This window comes from Pseudomonas sp. ITEM 17296 (assembly GCF_028895205.1).
In the GTDB taxonomy this organism is placed as follows: Bacteria; Pseudomonadota; Gammaproteobacteria; order Pseudomonadales; family Pseudomonadaceae; genus Aquipseudomonas; species Aquipseudomonas kermanshahensis.
Map to the genome: position 1 here is coordinate 1 of NZ_WJRS01000042.1, position 22,612 is coordinate 22,612.

18 protein-coding genes are annotated in these 22,612 nt (G+C 63.3%); 8 read left to right on the plus strand and 10 right to left on the minus strand.

Annotated elements, in window-relative coordinates; all coding sequences use genetic code 11:
* Positions 1-107: 107 nt before the first annotated feature.
* The 6 genes from GIB19_RS26715 to GIB19_RS26740 all read right to left on the minus strand — a co-directional run bounded on the left by GIB19_RS26715 (position 108) and on the right by GIB19_RS26740 (position 9,093).
* Positions 108-1,196, minus strand: a complete 1,089-nt coding sequence (locus tag GIB19_RS26715) for an LLM class flavin-dependent oxidoreductase (RefSeq protein ID WP_099429803.1) — start codon at positions 1,194-1,196, stop codon at positions 108-110.
* Between the two features lie 28 nt (positions 1,197-1,224).
* Entirely contained in the window at positions 1,225-3,801 is a 2,577-nt protein-coding gene (locus GIB19_RS26720) for a TonB-dependent receptor (protein WP_274888673.1), read from the minus strand.
* Between the two features lie 213 nt (positions 3,802-4,014).
* A complete protein-coding gene (locus tag GIB19_RS26725) occupies positions 4,015-5,568 on the minus strand; it encodes an ABC transporter substrate-binding protein (protein ID WP_274888674.1) in 1,554 nt (517 codons plus the stop codon).
* Positions 5,569-5,572: 4 nt separating this feature from the next.
* On the minus strand, positions 5,573-6,772 hold the full coding sequence (locus GIB19_RS26730) for an LLM class flavin-dependent oxidoreductase (RefSeq protein ID WP_099429800.1): 1,200 nt from the start codon (positions 6,770-6,772) through the stop codon (positions 5,573-5,575).
* 12 nt (positions 6,773-6,784) lie between these two features.
* Positions 6,785-8,008, minus strand: a complete 1,224-nt coding sequence (locus GIB19_RS26735; RefSeq protein ID WP_099429799.1) for a lipase family protein — start codon at positions 8,006-8,008, stop codon at positions 6,785-6,787.
* Between the two features lie 11 nt (positions 8,009-8,019).
* The gene (locus GIB19_RS26740) at positions 8,020-9,093 is read right to left on the minus strand and encodes an ABC transporter substrate-binding protein (protein WP_099430933.1); all 1,074 of its coding nucleotides are present in this window, start codon (positions 9,091-9,093) and stop codon (positions 8,020-8,022) included.
* Between GIB19_RS26740 and GIB19_RS26745 the strand changes: the two genes are divergently transcribed.
* Positions 9,092-9,349: a hypothetical protein gene (locus GIB19_RS26745; protein WP_027593745.1), complete on the plus strand. Its 258-nt coding sequence runs from the start codon at positions 9,092-9,094 to the stop codon at positions 9,347-9,349. The two genes, GIB19_RS26740 and GIB19_RS26745, sit on opposite strands and share 2 nt — an antisense overlap.
* Positions 9,350-9,425: 76 nt before the next feature.
* On the plus strand, positions 9,426-10,490 hold the full coding sequence (locus tag GIB19_RS26750) for a sigma-54 interaction domain-containing protein (protein WP_099429798.1): 1,065 nt from the start codon (positions 9,426-9,428) through the stop codon (positions 10,488-10,490).
* Between the two features lie 144 nt (positions 10,491-10,634).
* On the opposite strand, the gene ttdB is transcribed toward GIB19_RS26750, so the two are convergent.
* From ttdB to GIB19_RS26765, 3 genes are read right to left on the minus strand one after another with little or no spacing between them, the layout of a single operon-like run.
* Entirely contained in the window at positions 10,635-11,243 is a 609-nt protein-coding gene (gene ttdB / locus GIB19_RS26755) for a L(+)-tartrate dehydratase subunit beta (RefSeq protein WP_027593743.1), read from the minus strand.
* A complete protein-coding gene (ttdA, locus tag GIB19_RS26760; RefSeq protein ID WP_027593742.1) occupies positions 11,240-12,139 on the minus strand; it encodes a L(+)-tartrate dehydratase subunit alpha in 900 nt (299 codons plus the stop codon). The genes ttdB and ttdA overlap by 4 nt, the downstream gene beginning before the upstream one ends.
* Positions 12,140-12,188: 49 nt before the next feature.
* Positions 12,189-13,538 (minus strand): dicarboxylate/amino acid:cation symporter, encoded by a 1,350-nt coding sequence (locus GIB19_RS26765; protein ID WP_027593741.1) that lies wholly within the window; start codon positions 13,536-13,538, stop codon positions 12,189-12,191.
* A gap of 192 nt (positions 13,539-13,730) precedes the next feature.
* Between GIB19_RS26765 and GIB19_RS26770 the strand changes: the two genes are divergently transcribed.
* The 6 genes from GIB19_RS26770 to GIB19_RS26795 all read left to right on the plus strand — a co-directional run bounded on the left by GIB19_RS26770 (position 13,731) and on the right by GIB19_RS26795 (position 21,650).
* A complete protein-coding gene (locus GIB19_RS26770; protein WP_027593740.1) occupies positions 13,731-14,657 on the plus strand; it encodes a LysR substrate-binding domain-containing protein in 927 nt (308 codons plus the stop codon).
* Between the two features lie 98 nt (positions 14,658-14,755).
* Positions 14,756-15,265 (plus strand): sigma-70 family RNA polymerase sigma factor, encoded by a 510-nt coding sequence (locus tag GIB19_RS26775; protein WP_027593739.1) that lies wholly within the window; start codon positions 14,756-14,758, stop codon positions 15,263-15,265.
* A 3-nt stretch (positions 15,266-15,268) separates the two neighbouring features.
* A complete protein-coding gene (locus GIB19_RS26780) occupies positions 15,269-16,216 on the plus strand; it encodes a FecR domain-containing protein (protein ID WP_274888676.1) in 948 nt (315 codons plus the stop codon).
* Positions 16,217-16,542: 326 nt separating this feature from the next.
* The gene (locus tag GIB19_RS26785) at positions 16,543-19,020 is read left to right on the plus strand and encodes a TonB-dependent siderophore receptor (protein ID WP_274888677.1); all 2,478 of its coding nucleotides are present in this window, start codon (positions 16,543-16,545) and stop codon (positions 19,018-19,020) included.
* 202 nt (positions 19,021-19,222) lie between these two features.
* On the plus strand, positions 19,223-19,702 hold the full coding sequence (locus tag GIB19_RS26790; protein ID WP_099429794.1) for an isochorismatase family cysteine hydrolase: 480 nt from the start codon (positions 19,223-19,225) through the stop codon (positions 19,700-19,702).
* Between the two features lie 97 nt (positions 19,703-19,799).
* Positions 19,800-21,650 carry a DUF3857 domain-containing transglutaminase family protein gene (locus GIB19_RS26795; protein WP_274888678.1) on the plus strand — a complete coding sequence of 617 codons (1,851 nt, stop codon included), beginning with the start codon at positions 19,800-19,802 and terminating at the stop codon, positions 21,648-21,650.
* Between the two features lie 35 nt (positions 21,651-21,685).
* Here the strand turns inward: GIB19_RS26795 and pbpG are convergent, their stop codons facing one another.
* Complete coding sequence (gene pbpG / locus GIB19_RS26800; protein WP_027593731.1) at positions 21,686-22,609, minus strand: D-alanyl-D-alanine endopeptidase; 924 nt, start codon at positions 22,607-22,609, stop codon at positions 21,686-21,688.
* Positions 22,610-22,612: the final 3 nt, after the last annotated feature.

The window sequence follows — 22,612 nt, forward strand, 5'->3', positions numbered from 1 at the left end:
TCGATCTTACAGGCGCTGCAAGGCTCAAGGCATGCACCTAGGCGCTGCAAGGCCCAAGGCATGCACCTGGCACCCCAGATGCAATCCCAAGCCCGACACCTCCACCATCACCCAGCAAATCGCGCCTGCCGCCGCCGCACTTCCTCCCGCACCGCCGGAATCACCCAGCGCCCGTAATCCACCGTGTCGTACAACGGGTCATACCCGCGGTTGAGGAAGGTGCTCACCCCCAAATCGACATAATCCAGCAACGCCTGGGCGACGGTCTCCGGCGTGCCCACCAGCGCCGTGGTATCGCCATAAGCCCCCACCGCTGTCGCCGTCGGCATCCACAATGCCCGGTCATGCCGGTCCGCCCGGGCGGCGGCGGCGAGCAGGCGTTCGGAACCGGTGCCCTTGATGCGCTTCTGCCAGGGGCTGTCCGCCGCAAACTGCGGGTTGGCCTTGATCTGCGCGAGGATCTGCTCCGCGCGCTGCCAGGCCAGCTCCTCGGTAGCACCCAGGATCAGCCGCACCGACAAGCTCACCCGTGGCGCCGCCACGCCAGCGGCACTCGCCGCAGCCTTGAGCTTGGCGATCTGCTCGGCGACGCCGCTCAGCGGTTCACCCCACAGGGCATACAGGTCGGCATGTTTGACGGCGATTTGGTAAGCGATGTCGGACGAGCCTCCAAAGGAAATCGGGATATGCGGCTGCTGCAGCGGCTTGACCGGCGAAAAAGCGCCCTTGATGGTGAAGTAGCGGCCTTCGAAGTCGAAGGGCTCTTCGGCAGTCCAGGTGCGCCGGACAATCTCCAGGTACTCGTCGGCGCGCTGGTAACGCGCGGTCTTGTCCAGCAGGGTGTCGCCTTCTTGCGGCTCGGCCGTGATGCCGGTGATCGCATGCAGGCGAATGCGCCCGCCGCCGGTGGTGTGGTCGAGGGTGGCGAATGCCCGCGCGGCCACCGTCGGCGCGGTCAGGGCAGGGCGGTGGGCGATCATGAAGCCGAGGCGCTCGGTGTGCGCGGCCGCATAGGCGGCAATCTGCAGGCTGTCGGCACTGCCTGGGCCGCTGGCGATCAGTACCCGGTCGAAACCGGCATGCTCATGGGCGCGGGCGTGGTGGCGGATGAACGGCAGGTCGAAGTCGGGCGAGCGCACGCCGCGGGTCTCGGACCACTGGCGGGGGAAAATCATGCCGACGAATTCAATGGACATGGCGATGGCCTTTTATGTTGAGGAAGGGTCAGAACTGGTAATCGACCTGGGCCAGCAAGGTGCGCCCAGGCATGGGTTGCAGGAAGGTGTTGGTCGAGCCGGCCAGGCCACTGACGAAATTCAGTTCGTCGGTGACGTTGAGCATGCGCAGCGTCACGCCCCACTGTGGCTGGCGGTAATACGCGGCAAGGTCGAGGTTGTATTCGTCGGGCACCTTCACCGTCTTGCTCAGGTTCAGGTACCAGCTGCTGGTCCACCAGCCAGAGAGCTCCACGCCGAACCCGGAATCGAAGCGGTAATCGACATAGCCGCCGGCGTTGTACTCAGGAATCTGCACCGCATCGAACTTGCCGGACGGGCGCTGGTTGAGGCTGTTGTTGTCGCCGAACACGGTGCCGTTGTCGGGGATGAACCCTGCTGAGGCGAACCCGGCCTGGCTGGTGAACTCGTTGTAGGCACTGATGCGGCTGAGGTTGAGGCCGCCGCGCAGGTGCGGGTCCTGGTAGCGCAGGGTCGCCTCCCAGCCTTTGACGATCAACCGGGCGATGTTGTTGTTGCTGTCTGGCGACTGGTCGCGCGCCTGCTTGTAGGCGGCCAAGGTGAAGAACAACTGGTCGGGCATGGCCTCGACCTTCAGCCCCACTTCGTGCAGCACGCTAAGGCTCTCGAACGCCAGTGTGTTGAGCTGGTTGGCCCCGGCGCCACTGCCCCAGCCCAAACCATTGGTGAAGAACCCGGTGTTGACGGCGAGGGAGCGGTCGAAGGTGTAGTACAGGGTGCTGTTGTCGGTGGGTTTGAAATAGGGGCTGACCTGTACCGAGAACAACCGGTAATTGTCCGAGTCCTTGCGCGGGTTGCCGCCCGCGAGCACGAAGGGGTTTTCGATACGGGCATCGATCCAGCTGCGGCTGGCCCCCACGTTCAGCCCCACGCGCTCGCCCAGGCGCAGGTTGTGCTGGCTGAACAGGGTTTGGGTGGTCCAGGTGCTGTCGGCGGTGTAGGGCGCCACCGATTCAGCGTACAAACCGTGCCCTGCCGGGTACATGGCGGGCAGGTTTAACCAGCCATAGTAATTGGACAACTGTGGCACGCCGGGCTGGCCGATCCAGGCTCCGTTGCCACCGGCGGGGTTGCGCCCACTCAGGCCCAGCAGGTCGCCAGGGTTTTTCAGCGTCGGGTCGAGGGCGAGGTCGTAGGCGTTGATGGTGGAGCCAAAATTGTTGTTGGCGGCGATCGACTCGTTGGTCTCGCGGCGGTAGATCAGCCCGGTGTTGCTGTCGTCGACCAGCGTCAGGCCGCCCAGCTGCCATTGGCCACGGGCGCGGAACTCGAAGCGGTTGTCGAAGATGTCGTCCTTGCCCTGCACCTGGAACGCGCCCACCGCGTCGGTGGTGTCGGTGGAGTGCTGGTAGAAAGTGCTGTTGGCCAGGGTGATCGACGGGGTCAGGTCGCCCTCGACGCGCAGTTGTGTGGTGAAGCGCCGCGAGCGGTTCTGGTCCTGCGCGCGCTGGCCGGTCTGTGATGACAGCGAGGTCTGGCCATTGCCTGCCAGCGACGGGTCGTACACCCAGCCGCGCAAGCTGCCTGGGCTGGCCTGGGTATTGGGTGAGGCGCCCTGGAAGCTGCCATCGACCACCTGGTACTGGCCCTGCGCGTTGCGCTGGCGCTGCACCCAGCCGAGTACCTGGGCATCGCTGGCACCCGATGACAGCACCGGCGACCACAGGCTGTTGCCGTTCTGGATGATCGGCGTGGCGCGCCCGGCGTTGTACCTGCCGTGGTCGACCAGGTCTTGGGTGGCGCGGTTCCAGCCGTGGGTGATGTTGTAGTCGTAGTAGTCGTCGTAGGCGGCGTTCCAGTCCACCCGCAGGTTGTCGTTGCGCCAGGCGAGGGCGCCGTAGAACGCGTCGAAGTTGTTGTCGACGTTGTCGTAGAAGGTTTCCTGTCGCTGGCGGGTGATGCTGACCCGGTAGGCCAGGCTGTCACTGAGGGGGCCGGTGTTGTCGATGCTGAATTGGGTGGCATCGCGTGATTCGCCGTCGGGGATCCAGCTGCCGATTTCGCCACTCAGGCGGGTGCGGAAGCGGTTGAAGTCGGGCTTCTTGCTTAGGTAGTTGATGTAGCCACCGCTGCCACTGACCGAGCCGTAGGTGACCGACGAGGGCCCAGCGACGATGTCGGCGCCTTCATAGGCGTTGAAGTTGGCGGGGTGGCGTACGCCGTAGGCGCGTTGGCCATCCTGGAACACCTCGGAGCTTTGCCCGCGCATTTGCGGGGCGATGCCGGCGTTCTGGCCGCCGCCTCGGGTGATGCCGGGGGCGTACTTGACCAGGTCGTCCGAGCTCTGGATCGGGTCGCGGGCCAGTTGCTCGGCGTTGATCTGGGTGACCGAGCGTGGGGTGTCGAGGACTTTGCTTTCCAGGCCGCCGTAGATCGAGGCCGGTGGGCGGGTGGGCAGGGCGTCGTCGTCAGCCTGTTCGGCTTGGACGGTGACGGTTCGCAGTTGGGTGTCCTCGGCGTAGGCCAGCGGTACGCTGGCGGCCAGGATGGCCAGTGCCAGGGCGCAGGGCTGGAATGTCGGGTGCAGCAAGGCAACGCGGAGCATGGGGCTGAGCCTCGTTCTGTTCGGAAATGGGAAAAGCGAGGGCGCAGCCGCGCCTGCGGTTATTGGGTGCCTATGGCGACTGCCGGGGGCGCTATGCGCCCCTTGTGGGAGCGGGCTTGCCCCGCGAATACGGGCAAAGCCCGTGCCATCCACTCGAGGTGTCTGCTTCGCGGGGCAATCCCGCTCCCACAGAAAATTGTGCTGGCCCAGCGTTTAGCGCTTGAGCCACAGGCTCTCGAACCGCCAGGTACTGAACAGCGACTGCTCCGCCTGCGCCCCACCGACCCGTGTGCTGACACTGTCGAGCAAGTCGGCAAAGCCCCAGATCAGCATGCCGCCGCGTTCGTACTGGATGCGTTGGGCGCGGTGCACCAGGGTTTTGCGTTTCTCAAGGTCAGGCTGGGCCATGGCAGCGAGGAAGGCCTCGCTGAATGCTGCGTCGTGGAAGTGAGTCTTGTTGGCCACGGCGAACGGCGCGTCGGTATGAATGGCGCTGGCCAGGAACGGCGCACCGATGCTGCCCCCAGTGCTCAACGTCCAGTCGTCGCGCTGCGGCCCCTGGAACGTCGCCAGGTCGACCTGGCGCACCGTGATCGTCACGCCGATGCGCCGTGCCTGTTCGGCCAGCACCAGGGCCGAGGCAAGCCCAGGCCCTGGGGTCGTGACCAGTTCCACCTGCAGGCCTTCGCGGCCCGCATCCTTGAGCAATTGCGCCGCCCGTTGTGGGTCATGCGGCCGTGGCCCGAGGCTGTGGTCGAAGGTGGGGTCGAAAGGGGCGTACAGGTCGTTGGCCACCCGGCCCTGGCCATTGAGTGCCCGGCGCACCAAGTCTTCTCGGTCTGCCAGCAGGCGAAACGCCTCACGCACCCGCGGGTCGTCGAAGGGCGCTTTGGTGGTGTTCATGTCGAACGACAACCAGTTGCCGCTCACCGACTTCAGCAGGCGCAGGCGTGGGTCTGCCTGCAGCACTTGCAGGTGCTCGGTGGACATGACGTTGGCCATGTCGATCTGCCCGGCGCGCAAGGCCGCCAGGCGGCCCGTCTGGTCCTTGAAGTCGATGATCTCCAGTTCGTCGGCATACGGTTTGCCGGGCTTGTAGTAATTGTCGAAACGGGTGAACAGCGAGCGTTGGCCCGGGGTGAAACTTTTGAGTTTGTAAGGGCCGGCACCGACCGGGTTGGTGACCGGGTGATAGTCCACCGGCACGATGCCGCCGAAGTTGACCCACGTCTCGGGCAACGGCAGGTAGCTGCGGCCTTCGCGAAAAGCCAGGCGCACGGTGCGATCGTCGAGCTTGACCAGGTTGTCGCGGTCGACCCAGTGCAGCAGCGCCGCATAGGGCGAGGCCAACTGCGGGTCGGTCAGGCGCCTGATGGAGAAGATCAGGTCGTCGGCGTCGATGGTCTTGCCGTGGTGAAACTCCAGCCCAGGCTTGAGCCGCAACGTCCAGCCGCTGGCGTCGGCGTTGGGCTCGGCGAACTCGGCCAGGGCCAGGCGCGGCTGCATCTGCTCGTCCCACTCCCACAGCTTGCTGTACAAGGCAAAGCCGCGGACGATGCCGCTGCCGACCGGTTTATGGGCGTCGAGGTTGCCGCTTTGGTTGCCATCGATGATGCCAAGACGCAGGCGCCCGCCATGGCGTGGCTGGTCGGCGACCGCGTCGCCGGGGCTGTCGCTTGGGCCGCAGCCGGCTAGCAGCCCACCGGCCAGTACGCCGGCATGGCCAATGAAGGCGCGCCGGCTCAATGGGTAACCGTCCCAGGCCATGGCGTCAGCCTCCGTTGCTGGCGTGCAGTTGCACGGGGGTGGGCGCCGGGCGGGCGAGGGCGGCGCGCTGGCCACGGAAGTGCGGCAGGATATGCTCGCCGAGGCGGTAGGCTTCTTCCAGGTGCGGGTAGCCGGCAAGGAAAAACAGGTCGATGCCGATGCCGTGGTACTCGCGGATGCGCGCCACCACGTTGGCATAGCTGCCCACCAGCGCGCAGCCTGGCGGGATGCCGATATAGCCGAAGCCGGTCCACACGTTGGGGTGGATGAAGAAATCGTCGAAGGCTTGCTGCTCGTCCTTGTCGCTGTAGCCGTGCTCGTAGCTCAGCTTGCGTGCGGTGCGCAGGCCCGCGTGGGCGGCGCGGGCCTTGACCGTGCCCTTGGCCACGCCTTCGTCGAAGAAACGTTTGGCCTCGGCCCGCGCGGCCTCTTCGGTCTCGCGGGCAATCACGTCGATGGACAGGCCAAAGCGAATGTCGGTACGCCCCCACTTCAAGGCGCGGGCGCGGATGTCGGCGATCAGCGCGGCGATCTCGTCCGGGTGCTCGGCACGCATCAGGTAGAAATCGGCATGCTTGGCGGCGAACTCGCGCGCGGCCAGCGAAGAACCGGCGGTGCAGATCAGCGGCAGCTCGGCTTTTTTCAGCGGCCCGCGCAGCCCGCCGCCCTCGGCGCGGTAATAGGTGCCCTCGTAGTGGAATTGCTCGTTGTGCCAGTAGCCGCGTACCACGTCCATGAACTCGGTGGCGCGGGCGTAACGCTCGTCGTGGCCCTCGAAGTCGCCGACCTGGCGCTGGAGGGCGTCGGAGCCGCCGTTGATGATGTTCCATACCAGTCGGTTGCCGGTGGCGCGCTGGTAGGTCGCGGCCTGTTGCACGGCTACCCAGGGCGTGTAGTGATAGGGCTGGAACGCGGTGACGAACTTGAGCGTGCGGGTTTCCCGTGCCAGCAGCGAGCACACGGTCCACGGCTCTTCGCCGGTGGGCGCATTGACCATCAGTGCGCCGCCGAAGCCGTTGATTTCCGCAGCGCGTGCGATTTGCCCGAGGTAATCGATGTAGGTGAAGTGATCACCTACCGCGAACCCGGAAACCGCACCGCTGCTATCGCCGCCTGCGTGCCAGTCGCCGCGGTTGCGTGGGTCGCCAGGCAGGTACTGGGTTTCGCCATGCAGTGGCAGGCGGGTGAAGAATTCGATGCTCATGGGGTGGCCTCCTTACTGGACGCTTGGGCTGCAGTTGGGCGTGACTGGCTGGCCGCTGATGACCTGGCGGGCGAAGGGGATCGAGTCCTTGAGCGAGGCGTTGACCGTTTCGCTATGGCCCAGGCCTTTGTACAGGTGGCCCTGCACCACCGAGCCGGCCTTGCAGGCATCCTGCATCAGTGCAACCTGGGTCGCGGCGGCAGGGGTCTTGTCCTCGGCGCCGGTGCCGATGAAGATCGGCTGGGCCAGTTTGAGGGTGGGGTACGACACTTGGGCCAGCCACGGTTTGAGCTGGTCGCCCTGGTAATCCTTTTTGGCGTTGGCGGGGGTCAGGCCGGTGCCGACCACATCACTGACCAGTGCCGACAGGCAACTGGTGCGCGCCTGCTCGAACAGCGGCAGGGCCTTGTCGGTGTAGAAGTCGCGCGGGTCGATGCTCGGGTCGTACTGCTGTGCGGCGAGCAAGGTGTAGAAGCCGTAGGCCAGGGCCGGGTCGACCTTGTTCTGGTCCTGCTCACCGACGTTTTTCGACCCCACGGTGTAGATCACGCCGGTGCCGATGCTGCCCTTGACCCCCAGTTTAGGTGCATAGGTTGCGGCATAGGCACCGGCTGCAAAGGCACCAGCGCCACCCTGGGATTGGCCGATGATCAGGACCTTGTCAGCCAGCCCCGGTACGCCGGCGACCACGGCCTTGGCGGCATCGAGAATGCCGTAGGCGGCCATGCGGTTGTTCAGCAGCGGGTGGCCACCGGGCACACCTAGGCCTTGGTAGTCGGTGGCGACGATGGCATAGCCCTCTTCGAGCCAGCGGTTCAGGTATTGCACATCGCGGTAGGAGCGCCCGGCCCAGGACGGTGCGCAGATATCCGCCACCCCGACGGTGCCGTGGCCCCAACTGGCGACCGGCCAGCCACCGGCGGGCGCCGGGCCCTTGGGAATGAACAGCGCGCCAGAGACCACGATTGGCGTCTTGCCATCGATGCCGTCCAGCGAGGTGTAGAGGATGCGCTGGGCACTGGCGGCGTTGGGCAAGCTCAGCGCTGAGTCCAGCGGCTCGCTGCGCAGCAGTTTGCCGGGGGTGGCCGGGATTGCCTTGGACCAGGTGTAGAAGCTCGAAACGCGGCCGTCGCCTTGTTGCGGGTCGGGTTTGGGGGCGTAGGTGTCGGCGGCCAGGGCGCCAATGGAAAAGGCCAGGGCACTGAGGCCGAAAACGATGGAAACAGGCAATTTCATGGAAGGTGTTCTCAAGGTTGTTGGCTGATTTGAGCGTCCAGGGACGGCCAATAGTGGGTGAGCTGCAGGTCGATCAGCGCCTGGCGGGTGAAGCCTGTGGCCAGGTCGCTGCTGATGTCGTAGGGCGTGCGGATCAGGCGGTTGGCCAAGGCGTATTGGCCCAGGGCGTCGTAGTGGGCTTTGAGTTGGGCATCGCTTTTCGGCGCCCAGCGCGCTTTCCAGGCCACCGGGTCGTCCTGGTCATCGCGGCGCAGCACGCTTTCGGCCACCCCGGCGCGGGACGACAGCGCGTAATAGGCGTCGCGGTTCTGCGCTTGGGAGATCCACCAGGCCGCGCGCACCCAGGCCGTGGCCACCAACTGCGTGAGGTCGGCGTGCTGCTGCACGAAGCGGTCGGTGCCCCACAGGTCGGACACCAGCCGCCAGTCGTTGGCGCCTTGCTTGGTCGACCAGAGGATCCGCGCCACGCCTTTGTCTTCCAGGGCGTAGGCTTCGTTGAGCAGCACGGCGGCATCGACCTTGCCGGCCGACACGGCGGCGGCACCGACCTGCGGGTTGAGGTTGGCGATCTTGAAGTCGGTCAGCTTGAGGCCCTGGCTTTCCAGGAAGTTGCTGAAGGCAAACTCCCATGGCCGCCCGCGGTGCAGGGCCAGGCGCTTGCCTTTGAGGTCCTGGATGCTGCGCACCGCAGAGCCGCTGGGCACCACCAAGTAGATGTTGTTGCCGCTGCCACCCGGCACGATCAGCTTGCCGGGCACTTGGCCGGCGCCAGCGATGACCGAGGGCAGGTCGCCGCGTACGGCAAAGTCCAGGCTGTCGTTGCTGAAGCCTTCGTTGATTTGTGGCCCCGCGCCGGCGTGGGGCAGGGCGGTCCATTGCAGTTTCACGCCGCGGGCGGCCAACTGCTGTTCGAGCCAGCCGTCTTCGATCACCCGCCCCGGGATGCCCCCGAAGACCGGCGCGCCGCCTTGGGTGAAGGCAACGATGGCGATGCGCACCGCTGCCGGTGGCTCGGCGGCCAATGTGGTCAGGCTGAGTAACAGGCCGCCCAACAGGGCCAGGCCGTGACGCCAGAGTGTGTTCATGTGCGGCTCCAAACAAGGGTTCAACAGGTCTGGGCCGCGTGCTGCAGCGAACCAGGCATTGCCAGGCCAGGAGCGAAATGCATGCCAGTCTTTGAAAAGGTGGCTGCAGGCCTTTAACGGCGGGGCCTTCAGCACATGGGAGGGGCGCGGCGTGGAGCCCAGCCTGCTGATCGGCACGCAGGGCAGTGCTGGCGCGTTGCTGCTGCAGCAGCAGTCGGCTGCTGGAAAATCAAATATTCAAAAATGGAATATATAAAGATGAATTAATAATTTTTTGATCTAATTTGTTTCGGGCACTATGGGGCTGCGCGTCAATTGCCAGGAATGCCCCCATGTCGCTGATCACCCACCCTAATGCCCGAGAGCTGACCAAGTCGGTACGTGCCACCGTGCTTGTGTTCAAGGACCCTCGCTCCCAGGAGCTGCTCAGCCGTATCGAGCGCCTGGCGCCCAGCGAGGCCAATACCCTGATCATCGGCGAAACCGGAACCGGTAAAGAACTTGTCGCTCGCCACATCCATCAGCTGAGCCGCCGTGGCCGCGAACCGTTCGTGGCGGTGAACTGCGGTGCCTTTGCCGAAACTCTGGTGGAAAGCGAACTGTTCGGCCATGAGAAAGGGGCGTTCACCGGTGCCACCTCGAACAAGGCCGGTTGGTTCGAGGCGGCCAATGGCGGCACGCTGTTTCTCGACGAGATTGGGGACCTGCCGTTGAACATGCAGGTGAAGTTGCTGCGGGTGCTGCAGGAGCGCGAAGTCGTGCGGCTGGGCTCGCGTACACCGATCCCGATCAACGTGCGCCTGGTGGCCGCGACCAACGTCAACCTGGCCGACGCCGTGGTGGCGGGGCATTTTCGCGAAGATTTGTTCTACCGCCTGCACGTCGCCACCATCCGCCTGCCGCCGCTGCGTGAGCGGCCCGGCGACATCCTGCCCTTGGCCGAATTTTTCATCGAAGAGCATTGCCGGCGCCTGGGTTATGAACGTGCGTCGCTCAGCCCGGATGCCGAGCGCAAATTGCTGGCTCACAGCTGGCCGGGCAACATCCGCGAGTTGGAAAACGCGATCCACCATGCCTTGCTGGTATGCCGCTACCAGGTGGTAGCGCCCGCAGACCTGCACCTGGTGGACATGAGGCCGCAAGGTGCGGCCCAGGTGTATGCCACGCAGGCCAACGCACCGGCCGCGCTCGCGGCGCCGCCTAACCTTGAAAGCGCGCTGTTGGCGTTGTTCGAGCAGAACGTGCCGAACCTGTATGAGCACATCGAGGAGACGGTGTTCCGGGCGGCGTATCGGTATTGCCACGGGAACCAGCTGCAGACCGGGCGGTTGTTGAACATCAGCCGCAACATCGTGCGGGCGCGGCTGGAGAAGATTGGCGAATTGTCGAAGGCATGAGGTGCCTGTATCGGGGCTGCTGCGCAGCCCATCGCCGGCAAGCCTGGCTCCCACAGGTACTGCAGATGGCTTGAGGTCTGTGCAGTCGAGGTGGGAGCCCGGCTTGCCGGCGATGGGCCGCATAGCGGCCCCGATTTGGCGCGGTTATTTGATAAAGCGAACCTGGCTGTTGATCTTCTCGATCACCGCCCCTTTGCGCGCGTTGAAGCGGGCCTTGTTCTGTTCGAACAGGTTATTGCCCTTGGTGTCGATGGAAATGATCAGCGGGCCGAACGCCCGTACCCGGTTGACCCACAGGGTTTCAGGCATCCCCAGGTCTTGCCACTCGGCACGTTCGATCTCTTCTACCTGCGTTGCAGCCAGCACCGCACAGCCCCCTGGGAACACCGCATGCACGGCTTTGTTTTCCAGGCAGCCGGTGGTGGTTTCCGGCCCCATGCCGCCTTTACCAATGATCAGCTTGACGCCGGTTTGCTCGATGAACTGCTTTTCGAACTTCTCCATGCGCATGCTGGTGGTCGGGCCAATGGACACCATCTCGAAACTGCCATCGTCTTTTTTGCGCACGATAGGCCCAGCGTGGAAGATCGCACCGCCGCGCAAGTCAACCGGCAACTCTCGCTTGAGCTCGATCAAACGACGGTGCGCGACGTCGCGGCACGTCACCAACTGGCCGGTGAGATAAACCACGTCGCCGACATTGAGGTTGGCCAGGTCTTCGTCTTTGATCGGGGTGGTCAGGATCTTTTTCACAGTACTACCCCTTCGTGCGAGAGGATGTCGTAGGACAGGTCGGCGTTGATGCGGATCTTGCCGCGGCGGTGCGCCCAGCAACCTGTCGATACCGCGACGCCAATGGTCGAGGGGTGACGCGCGGAAGACTCGATGTTCACGCCCATGACACTGCTGTTGCCAGTCAGCCCCTGCGGGCCGATGCCGATTTCGTTGAGGCCGTCTTCCAGGAGCTTTTCCATCATGGCGGCGCTTTCGTTCGGGTGGCTGGAATCGACCGGGCGCAGGATCGCCTTTTTCGACAGGCGCGCAGCGGTCTCAACCGAGGTCGACACGCCAACGCCAACCAGCAGGGGCGGGCACGCATTGACGCCTCGCGAAGTGATCACGTCGAAGACGAACTCGGTGACCCCTTCATAGCCCTGGCCTGGCATCAGCACCTTGGCCGAGCCTGGCAAGGTGCAGCCACCACCGGCCATGTACACATCGACAATGGCGTAGTCGGCATCCGGGATGATTTCCCAGTCCAGCCACGGGATCTTCGAGCCGGTGTTGGTGCCGGTGTTCTTTTCGATGAAGGTTTCTACCGCGTTGTGGCGCAGCGGGCCCTTGATGGTGGCCTCTTTGGTGGCGTTTTCCAGAATGCCTTCAAGCTCGCTCAGTAGCGGGAACCTGGCCCCCGCCGAGATGAAGTACTGAATGACCCCTGTGTCCTGGCAGCTGGGGCGGTCGAGCTTGTCGGCGTATTCCTGGTTGTCGGCCATCGAGTCATACACGGCGATGGCCAGTGGGTTGGTTTCTGCGGCGCGCAGTTTTGCGGTTTTCTCCTTGACGTCTTTGGGCAGGCGCTTGCCGATATAGGCGGTGAACTTCGCCATCACGTCGGTGAGCGATGACACGGCTGATTCTTTATCCACGGTTTTTTCCTCACTGCATCACAAGGCTGATTGTTCGATGTCTGGGTGTTCAGGGGGCCAGGGTGCCGCTGGTGCTGGCCTCCCTGTGTAGAAGCGGGGTGTGTAGCTGAGTGGCCTCGGGTTTTTCGGGTTCTGCGGGTAGCTGGCCGTCCAGCACCTGGGCCATGCGCGGCTTGTCCAAAGCGCCAACCCAGTGCGCAATGGCCACGGTGCCGACGGCGTTGCCGATGGTGTTGGTGATGGCGCGGGCCTCGGACATGAAGCGGTCGACGCCCAGCAGCAGCACCATGCCGGCCACCGGGATGTTGTCCATGGTTGCCAAGGTCGCGGCCAGGGTGATGAAGCCGGAGCCGGTCACACCTGCAGAGCCTTTGGAGGTCAGCAGCAGCACGCCCAGCACGATCAACTGGTCCATCAGCGTCAGTGGCGTGTTGGTGGCCTGGGCGATGAAAATGGCCGCCATGGTGTAGTAGATGCATTGCCCGTCCGGGTTGAAGGTCAGGCCGGAAGGAATCACCAGGCCCACCACCGGTTTGGACACGCCGACCTTCTCCAGCTTGTTCATCAGTTGCGGCACCACCGACTCCGATGAACTGGTGCCCAGTACGGTGAACAGTTCTTCCTTGAGGTACTTGAGGAACTTCCACAGGCTGAAACCGGACAGCCGAGCGATGGCGCCCAGCACAATCACCACGAACAGGAAGCAGGTCAGGTACATGGTTGCCATCAGCTTGCCGAGCGAGACGATCGAGCCCAGCCCGTACTTGCCGACGGTAAATGCCATTGCACCGCAGGCCGCGAGCGGCGCCACGCGCATGATCATGCCGACGATGAAGAACATGCCGTGGGAGAACGCTTCAAGCACATCGACCATCGGTTTGCCGCGCGGGCCCAGGTGCGAGAGGGCGATGCCGAACAAGGTCGAGAACAGCAGGATCGGCAAGATCTCATTCTTGGCAAAGGCATCGGTCACGCTGCCGGGGATGACATGCAACAGAAAGTCGATGAACCCGCCCGAGCTATTTGCAGCTGCCGCGGTGTAGGTGGAAATGCTTTTGGCATCGAGGGTGGCCGGGTCGACGTTCATGCCTTGCCCAGGCTGTACAAGGTTGACCACGACCAGGCCCAGCACCAGGGCAAAGGTGGACAGTACTTCGAAGTAGATCAGCGCACGCACGCCCACGCGGCCGAGCTCTTTCATGTTTTCCATTTTGGCGATGCCCAGCACCACCGTGGCGAAAATGATCGGTGCGAAGACCATCTTGATCAGTTTGATGAAGGCATCGCCCACCGGCTTGAGGTCGGCGCCGACCTGTGGCCAGAACACCCCGATCAGTACCCCGAGGGTTACCCCGATCAGCACCTGCACGTACAACTTGCCTAACACTCGCTTGGCCATTGCCGTCTCCGAATTATTGTTGTGAGTCGGTTCTTGTGGCGGCTGGGCTTATCGGTGGCGGCAGGCAACACCTGGCCGTGGCAGCTCGATAGCCCAGATTTCTTAGGGTTAATCACGCAGGGCCAAGGTAATGGTTTTTCAAAAACCGTGTAATACAATGAAATTCAACTCATTGTTTCCTTCAGGTTAATTATGAACCCAGTGTCCGAGCTGGCCTTTTTCACCCAGCTCATCCGCGTGGGCAGCCTGGCTGCCACTGCGCGTGAGATGAACCTGACCCCACCTGCGGTCTCCAAGCGCCTGGCGCAATTGGAACAGCGGCTGGGCGTGCGGTTGCTCAACCGCACCACACGCAGCATTAGCCTGACCGCCGAGGGCGAGACCTACCTGGTCAATGCCCGGCGCATACTCGGTGAGATCGAGGAGATGGAGCGCCAGGTGTCCAGCAGCCGCGCCGAGCCCAAGGGCCTGCTGCGGGTCAATGCGCCGTTGGGCTTTGGCCGTACCCATGTGGGGCCGGCGATTTCATCGTTTGCCAAGCGTTACCCCGAGGTGGAGGTGCAACTGCACCTGACCGATCGGCCCATCCAGCTGCCTAATGACGCAATCGATGTGGCCATCCGCTTTGGTGAATTGCCCGACTCGCGCCTGATCGCGCGCAAGATCGCAGCCAACCGTCGCAGGCTGTGTGCCGCGCCCAGCTACTTGGAAGCCTGCGGCACACCCGAGGTGCCCAAGGACCTGGCTGCACACAATTGCATCGTGTTACGCCAGAACGATGCCGCCTTTGGCGTCTGGCGCTTGAGCCGTGGCAAGCAGTCAGAATCGGTCAAGGTGCGTGGAAGCCTGAGCACCAACGATGGTGAGGTGGCGTTGAACTGGGCGTTGGAGGGGCAAGGCATCCTGATGCGGGCCGAATGGAACCTGGCGGACCACTTGCGCAGTGGGCGCCTGGTGGAAGTGTTGGGTGATTACCAGACACCGCCGGCGGATATCTACGCGGTTTACCTTGAGCGTTTGAACTTGTCCGCGAAGGTGTCGTGTTTCATCGAGCACTTGAGGGCGTTTTTTAAAAGCCATGCCGATGGGCCGGAAGACAGCTTGGCGGCATGGCAGTAGCGGCATTAATGATGTCGCGTGAATGAAGAGTTGCACAGCGTTGGATGGCTCATGTTAAATGAGAGTCATTATTAAAGACGTCCTGACCGGTTCACCCCATGTCCTGCGCTGACCCTTCCCTGCAAAAAACCGTGCATACCCTCTACGCGGAGCACCATCCCTGGCTGTGCGGTTGGCTACGCAACAAGCTCGGGTGTGTCGAGCATGCGGCGGACCTGGCCCAGGACACGTTCATCCGCGTGCTGACCCTGCGCAAGGCGGCCGAGCTGCGCGAGCCACGGGCGTACCTCTCCAGCATCGCCCGTAGCTTGATGATCGACATGTTCCGCCGCCGTGCTGTTGAGCAGGCCTACTTGGAAACGCTCGCCGCCCGCCCCGAGCAGGTCGACGTTTCGCCCGAGGCGCGTACGTTGATCATCGAAGCGTTGATGGAAATCGACCGCCTGCTCGACGGCCTGGGCGCCCGCACCCGGGAGATTTTCCTGATGGCCCAGCTGGATGGCTTGAGCTATGTCGAGATCGGGCGGCGCCTGGACATTTCGGTTACCACCGTCAAGAAGCATGCAGTGCGGGCACTGACCCATTGCCTGATGCTGGCTGAGGACTGAACCGTGGCCGGGGCCCCGCCACTGGATCGGAACGTGCTCGAAGCCGCGGCGAGTTGGTATGTCGAGTTGCGCTGCGATGCCGATGAACATACGCGCGCCGCGCATCAGCGCTGGTTGCTCAGCGATCCACTTCACCGGCAGGCCTGGGAGCGCCTGGCGCGCTTGCAGGGCACCTTCGAGCACGTGGCACCAGGCATCGCTCGGCCAACCCTGAGCAGTGCCAGGGCCAAGCGCCGCGAAGTGCTCAAGGTGATGTCGATTGTGCTGGCTGCGGGTGGGGCAGGGGGGCTGGCCTGGCACGAGGGGGGCATCGCGCGGTTGATGGCCGACCAACGCACAGGGGTTGGCGAGCGCCGTTCGCTGCGCCTGGAGGATGGCAGCCGCTTGCAGTTGAACACCGCCACCGCCGTCGATATCCGTTACACCGCCCAATGGCGCGCCTTGCACCTGTTGGGCGGGGAGATCCTTGTGCAAACCGCGCGCGACGCGCAGGCCCGAGCGTTCATCGTGCACACCGAACAAGGCAGCATTCGCGCCCTGGGCACGCGTTTTACTGTCCGCTGTGATGCTGACGTCACGCGGGTTTGCGTGCTGGAACATGCCGTGGAGGTACGCACGGCGCACTCGCTGGCGGCGGTGCGTGTCGAGGCCGGTCATCAGCTGGTCTTTCGCGCGGATGAAGCTGGCGTGGTGCAGCCCGCGACAGCGCTGGCGGATGCCTGGACCCGCGACATGCTGGTGGTGGACGACTGGCGCCTTGCCGATGTTGTCAGCGAACTGCAACGTTATCGGCCCGGCCATCTGGGGTGTGACGCGGCCGTGAGCGAGCTGCGCCTGTCCGGCGCGTTTCAGCTGGGCGATATCGATACTGCCCTGGACAACCTCACCCGCACCTTGCCGGTACGCATTCGGCGGTTCAGCCGGTTCTGGACGCGGGTCGAGGCTGTTTGAGGGCTTAGGGGGGAAGGTGTTCGCTCAGCATTTTCAGCGCCTATGAGATCGAGCGCCGCCCGCGCGGCGCTTCGCAGCACAAGGCTGCTCCTACAGTTGTTTCGGGCCAGTCGCGCCTGTGCGCAGGAATAATTGGCCCGAAAAAATGTGGAGCAGCCTTGTGCTGCGAAACGCCGCGTGCGGCGCTCGATATACGCCTCACATCAAAACCAAAAGCAGGCACTCTTTTACCCAAGGGGGGTTATCGATTTCAATTCTCATTCGACTTGTTAAGTAGAGGCGCATCAGACGCCGTAAAAAACTGCCGCAGGGCGAAAGGAATACCCATGCTCCCTTCAGACACTCGCAACCCCCTTATCCTCATCAACTGTGCCCAAAAACCAATGACGCGGGCGGTCAATCGCGCGCTGTTCAGCATCGCGCTCGCGACGCCTCTGGCTGCGGTGATGATCGCCCCGCCAGCCATGGCCCAGACCCGTGTCGAAGCCGCATTCGACATCCCGGCCGGCCCGCTGGGCGCTGCGCTCACCCAGTTCGCGGAGGCGGCGGGGGTGACCGTGTCGTTCGAACCGTCCTACGTGCAGGCGTTGAAGTCGCCAGGCTTGCATGGCCGCTACAGTGCCGAGGCCGGCCTGCGCCAATTGCTGGTGGGCAGCCAGTTGCAGGTGCTGCGCCAGGCCAACGGCAGCTATTCGCTGTTGCCCATGGTCGGGGATGCGTCGACGCTGCAACTCGACAGTACCAGCATCACCGGCACGTCCGTGGAGTCGGCCTACGGGCCGGTAACCGGTTATGTCGCCACCCGCAGCGCGACGGGGACCAAGACTGATACGCCGATTCTGGAAATCCCGCAGGCCATCAACGTTGTCACTGCCGACCAGGTACAGGCCCAGGGCGCGCGCAACCTGACCCAGGCATTGCGTTATACGCCGGGGCTGGCAACGGGGGGGTTCACCGATCGCAACAGCATTGCCGACGAAATCACCAGCCGCGGTTTCGCCCCGACCCCGCTGTACCTGGATGGCGCGTACCTGCCGTATGCGGGCAGCCTGGGCGGCGCGCCACAGATCGACCCCTATACCCTGGAACGCATCGAGGTGCTCAAGGGCCCATCGTCGGTGCTTTACGGGCAAAACCAGCCGGGCGGGCTGATCAACATGGTCTCCAAACGCCCGACCCGCGAGCAGCGCAACCAGGTCAAGCTGGGTGCCGGCAGTTACAACCGGGTCAACGGTGCGTTCGACACCAGCGGCCCATTGGATGAGCAGGGCGCGTTCACCTATCGCCTGGTCGGTGTGGCCGACAAAGGCAACGAGCAGGTGGCGCACACCCACAGCGAACGCCTGCTGCTGGCGCCAAGCCTGACCTGGGCGCCGAACGAAGACACCGCCCTGACGGTGCTGGCACAGGTGCAGCGCGACGACGGCCTTGCCGACTACCAGTCGCTGCCGATGATCGGTTCGCTCAAGCGTGGCCCGACGGGCCAGCGCATCGACCGCGACTTCTTCTCGGGCGACTCGCATTACAACGATTACAAGCGTAACCAGTACATCTTCGGCTACGACTTCAGCCACCGCTTCAGCGATGACCTGGCGGTACGTTCCACAGCGCGCTACACCGATGTGCGTGACCGCTACAAAGGCTTCTACTTGCGCAGTTTCGTTTCGGACGACGAGGGGGTGGATTACACCCGGGCCAACCGGGTCAAGCTCGACTGGCGCCAGCACAATATCGCCTACACCCTCGATAACAATCTTGAGTACAAATTCAATACCGGCGCGCTGCAGCACACCACACTGGCCGGCGTGGACTATCGCCACTTCTCCCGCAAATACGATGGCTATAACGCCTACAACGTGTTGCCCGTCGACCTTTACGGCAAGAACAACTACGACACCAGCAGCGTAACCCCTGTGCTGGACACCCAATGGGACAATACCGTTCGCCAGACTGGGGTGTATGTGCAGGACCAGATCAAGCTCGACCAGTGGATCTTGACCGTTGGTGGCCGCCAGGACTGGGCAGAAATCGACAACAAAGACCTGCTGGCCAAAAGCATCGCTTCACAGCGTGACAACAAGTTCACGGGCCGTATCGGCCTGACCTACGTCACCGAGTTTGGCCTGGCGCCTTACGTCAGCTATTCCCAGTCGTTCTTGCCGACACTGGGCACGGACAGCGCCGGCAAGTCGTTTGAGCCGACCGAGGGTGAACAGTACGAAGTGGGGGTTAAGTATCAGCCGGTCGAGGGCACCTTGCTCACCGCGTCGGTGTTCCAGGTCAAGCAGAAGAACGTGCTGACTCAGGACGACGACAACCCCCAGTACCAGGCGCAGGACGGTGAGGTGCGCTCGCGTGGCGTTGAACTTGAACTCAAGTCCACCCTCGACAACATCGACGTGCTGGCGGCAGCCACCTACATCGACTCGTTCTACACCAAGAGCAACTACGGCGACCAAGGCAACCGCAGCGAGTCGCAGGCGCCGGTATCGGCGTCCCTGTGGGTGGATTACCACTTTACCCAGGCCATGTTCAACGGCCTCACCTTCGGCGCAGGTGCCCGCTACACCGGCCGTAAACCGGGTGATTCATCCAACTCGTTCGACGTGCCGGCCTACGCGGTGTATGACGCTACCGTCAGCTACGACCTGGGCAAATTCGACGCGAGCCTGCGCGGTTTGCAGGCCAGCCTGAACGTACAGAACATCTTCGACCGCGAGTATGTGTCGGACTGCAACTACGCGTTCGGTTGCTATTACGGCCAAGAGCGCGTGGCGTCGGTGGAGATGACCTACGATTGGTGATCGGGTGGTAGCCATGACTGAATTCGAGGTGGTTGGGGCAAAGATGGAAGCTGCATGGATCGCGGGGATGGCTAGAAGTATCAGACCTTAGCATTGCATCGGCGGTAGCCTCGATGCGGGCCATGCAGGCACTGTTTTCAGCAAACCGCAGTGCTGGCACCACGTTATACTCGGCGCTTTTTGCCCATGGCCGGAGACCCTTATGCGCCAGGTTTTGCTCATCGTCGATGTTCAATCCACCTTCAGCCCGCCCGAATGGCTGGTCGACGGTTTGCGGCGGTTGTCGGCGAATATCCCGACCATCGCCTCGGTCGAACTGCACGATGAGCAGGCCACGCCGTTCCAGCGACAATTGGGCTGGCACCCGGCAGTTGAGGACGAGAGCCTGGTCGAAGCAGACCAGGTGTTCGTCAAGCATGGCTACGGGCAGACCGTCGAAACCCTCGAATACATCAAGCAACTGGGCGTGGAGCGGGTGCTGGTGTGCGGCATGCAAACCGAAACCTGCGTGCTGGCTGCAGGCTTTGCGTTGTTCGATGCGGGGCTTACGCCAACCCTGGTGACCGACATGACGGTAGGGTCGTCGCTGGACAGGTCCGGGAAAATGGGCATTGACCTGTGGAAGCACCACTTCCGCCAGGTGACGACGTCTGCCGAGGTGCTGGCCGCGCTGGCGATGTGAGCACAGGAAGTGCAATCATTTTGCTATCTTTCTACGCCAATGAGTATCATTGTCGATTAATGACGGCCTCGATACACTTGGATTGAGAAGGATCTCCATGCTGAAACAGTCTTACCTTGTCGCTGTGCTGCTGCCGCTTGCAATGAGCTGGTGTGGCTCGGCGCAGGCCTTCACCGATGGCACTGACCGCTCCGTGACCTTGGAAAAGGTCGAGCAGACCTTTGTCGTGCAGAAGGATGGCAGCCACCGCCTGGACGTCGACAGCGTCTTGCTGATCAATGACGAACGCGCTATCAAGGCCCGCGCCCAGCAGCCGGTGAGCTTCAACCGCTCGCTGGAAACCTTGGAAGTGATCGAGGCCTACACGCAAAAGCCCGATGGGCGCAAAGTGCGGGTGGATGCCGCGCACATCAAGGAACAGCAAGAGCAGGCGTCTGTGCAGGCGCCGATGTTTCAGGACAGCGTCAACAAGGTGATCATCTTCCCTGAGGTCGCGGTGGGGGATCGCTTGGTCCTGCATTACCAGCGCAACCGCGTCACGCCGCTGTTCCCGGGGCAGTTCGAAGACATCACCGTACCGGAATTCCACCCGGTCGGGGAGTTCACTCTGACCTACGACATGCCCGAGGACATGCCCCTGCAAGCGGACGCGCGCAGCTTCAAGGCGTCGATGCCAGCGGCTGCACCCGGGCGCAAGGTCTACCGCTGGGATTACGTACCGGCGGACCGGGCGCGGATCGAAGCCAGTGCGGTGTCCTACCTAGACTATGGGCACTATCTGGCCGTCTCGACCTTCACCGATTTCAAACAGTTCGCAGAGGCCTACCAGGCACGGGCCAAGGTCGAGGTCACGGCACCGATCACCGCGTTGGCGCACCGCCTGACGGCCCATTTGCCTACCGCACGCGAAAAGGCGCTGACGCTCAGCGACTGGGTACGTGAGAACATTCGCTATGTCGCCGTGTATGTCGGTGCCGGTGGGGTGGTGCCACATGCCGCGCAGACCGTGCTGGACAACCGCTACGGTGATTGCAAGGACCATGTGGCATTGCTTGAAGCGCTGCTGGCGGCGGCGGGTATCAAAAGCACACCGGCCTTGATCAACCTGGGCAATGCTTATGTGTTCCCCAAGGTCCCTGCGCTGGGGGTGTTGAACCACGTGATCACCTACGTGCCGAGCCTGGACCTGTATTTGGACTCCACCGACCCTTCGATTGCCGCAGGCTACCTGCCGCTGGGTACCTTGAACAAGCGCGTGCTGCTGACTGCCACAGGCGAGTTCGGGCGTACCCCGGCCATACAGCTCAACAAGGTATCCAGCGACCTGAAGTTCAAGGTCAACGGCAAGGGAGCGGCGGATTTCACCAACGTTGCCACCGTGCAAGGCTGGGCCAGCGAGGTCAGCCGCTACGGGGTTAAATCGATGAAGCCGGCCGACCGTGAACTGCTCGTCGAAAAAGTACTCGGCGCCTATGGGCAGCGCGGCAGCGGCACGTTCGAGGTACGCCCGCCGAGCGCCAGTGGCGAGTTTGTCAGCACCGTCGATGGGCGCACGGAAAACCTCGTCAACTTGCCCGGGCCGGTGGGGGTGGTGGCCTTGAGCAGCCTGGCAGGGGGCATCTCGCAGAACGTCTACAGCTTCGCCATGGAAAAGGAACGCAGCCAGCACTTCGTGTGCATTTCCAACGACACCGTGGAAACATCGCGCTTCGAATTCCCACCGGAGGTCAGCGTGCTGGCAATCCCCAAACAGGTGCGTCTGCAAGACGCCAATGTGCAATACAGCGCGCGGTACGCTCAGGAGGGGAATGCGGTGGTGATCGAGCGGCACTTCAAGTTCAGCCGCCCGAACGTGGTGTGTTCACCCGAGGATTTTGCCGCCATGAAGCCGACGCTCGAGGCGATGGTCAAGGACCTGCAGAGCCAGATCATCGTGCAAGCGAGCTAGCCCCCAGGTCGTACGCCAATAGCAACGCGCCTGGCTTACTCGGCCGCCAAGCGCCCCTTCACCCGGTCAGCCTTGTACTGCATGGCCACTGCTGGCGCAGGCTTGGCTGCACCGGTTTCCAGCCACTGGCGCATGCGGCTGGCATCGGCAAAGTGGGTGTACTTGCCGAAGGCATCGAGGATCACCATGGCCACCGGGCGGTTGTCCATGCGGGTCAACAACACCAGGCAGTGGCCAGCCTCGTTGGTGAAGCCGGTCTTGGTCAGCTTGATGTCCCAGTTGCTCTTGTTCACCAGGTGGTCGGTGTTACGGAAGCCCAAGGTGTAGTTGGGCGCGCGGAAGGCCACGGTCTTCTCGCGGGTGGTCGACAGTTCGCTCAGCATCGGGTACTTGCGCGACGCCATCAACAGCTTGGACAGGTCGCGGGCGCTGGACACGTTCTGCGTCGACAGGCCAGTCGGCTCGACATAGCGGGTGTGCGCCATGCCCAGGCTGCGGGCCTTGGCGTTCATGGCCTTGATGAACGCCGGGTAGCCGCCGGGGTAGTGGTTGGCCAGGCTGTTGGCCGCACGGTTTTCCGACGACATCAGGGTAATCAGCAAGGTCTCGCGGCGGTTCAGCTGGCTGCCCAGGCGCACCCGCGAATACACACCCTTCATCTCCGGGTTGTTGGCGATGGTCATGGTGAGCATTTCATCCATGGGCAGCTTGGCGTCCAGCACCACCATCGCCGTCATCAGTTTAGTCACCGAGGCAATGGGCACCACGCGGTCGGCATGGCTGGCATACAGCTCCTGATTGGTGTTCAGGTCGATCAGCAATGCGCTGCCCGAAGCCAAGTGCAATTTGGCCGGGTCACGTTGCACCTGGGCCGGGGGTTGTGCAGCAGCAGTCGACGGGAGGGTCGCGGTACCTGTGAGCAACAGCAGCAGGCTGAGGATGGACAGGGATGTTTTCACGTT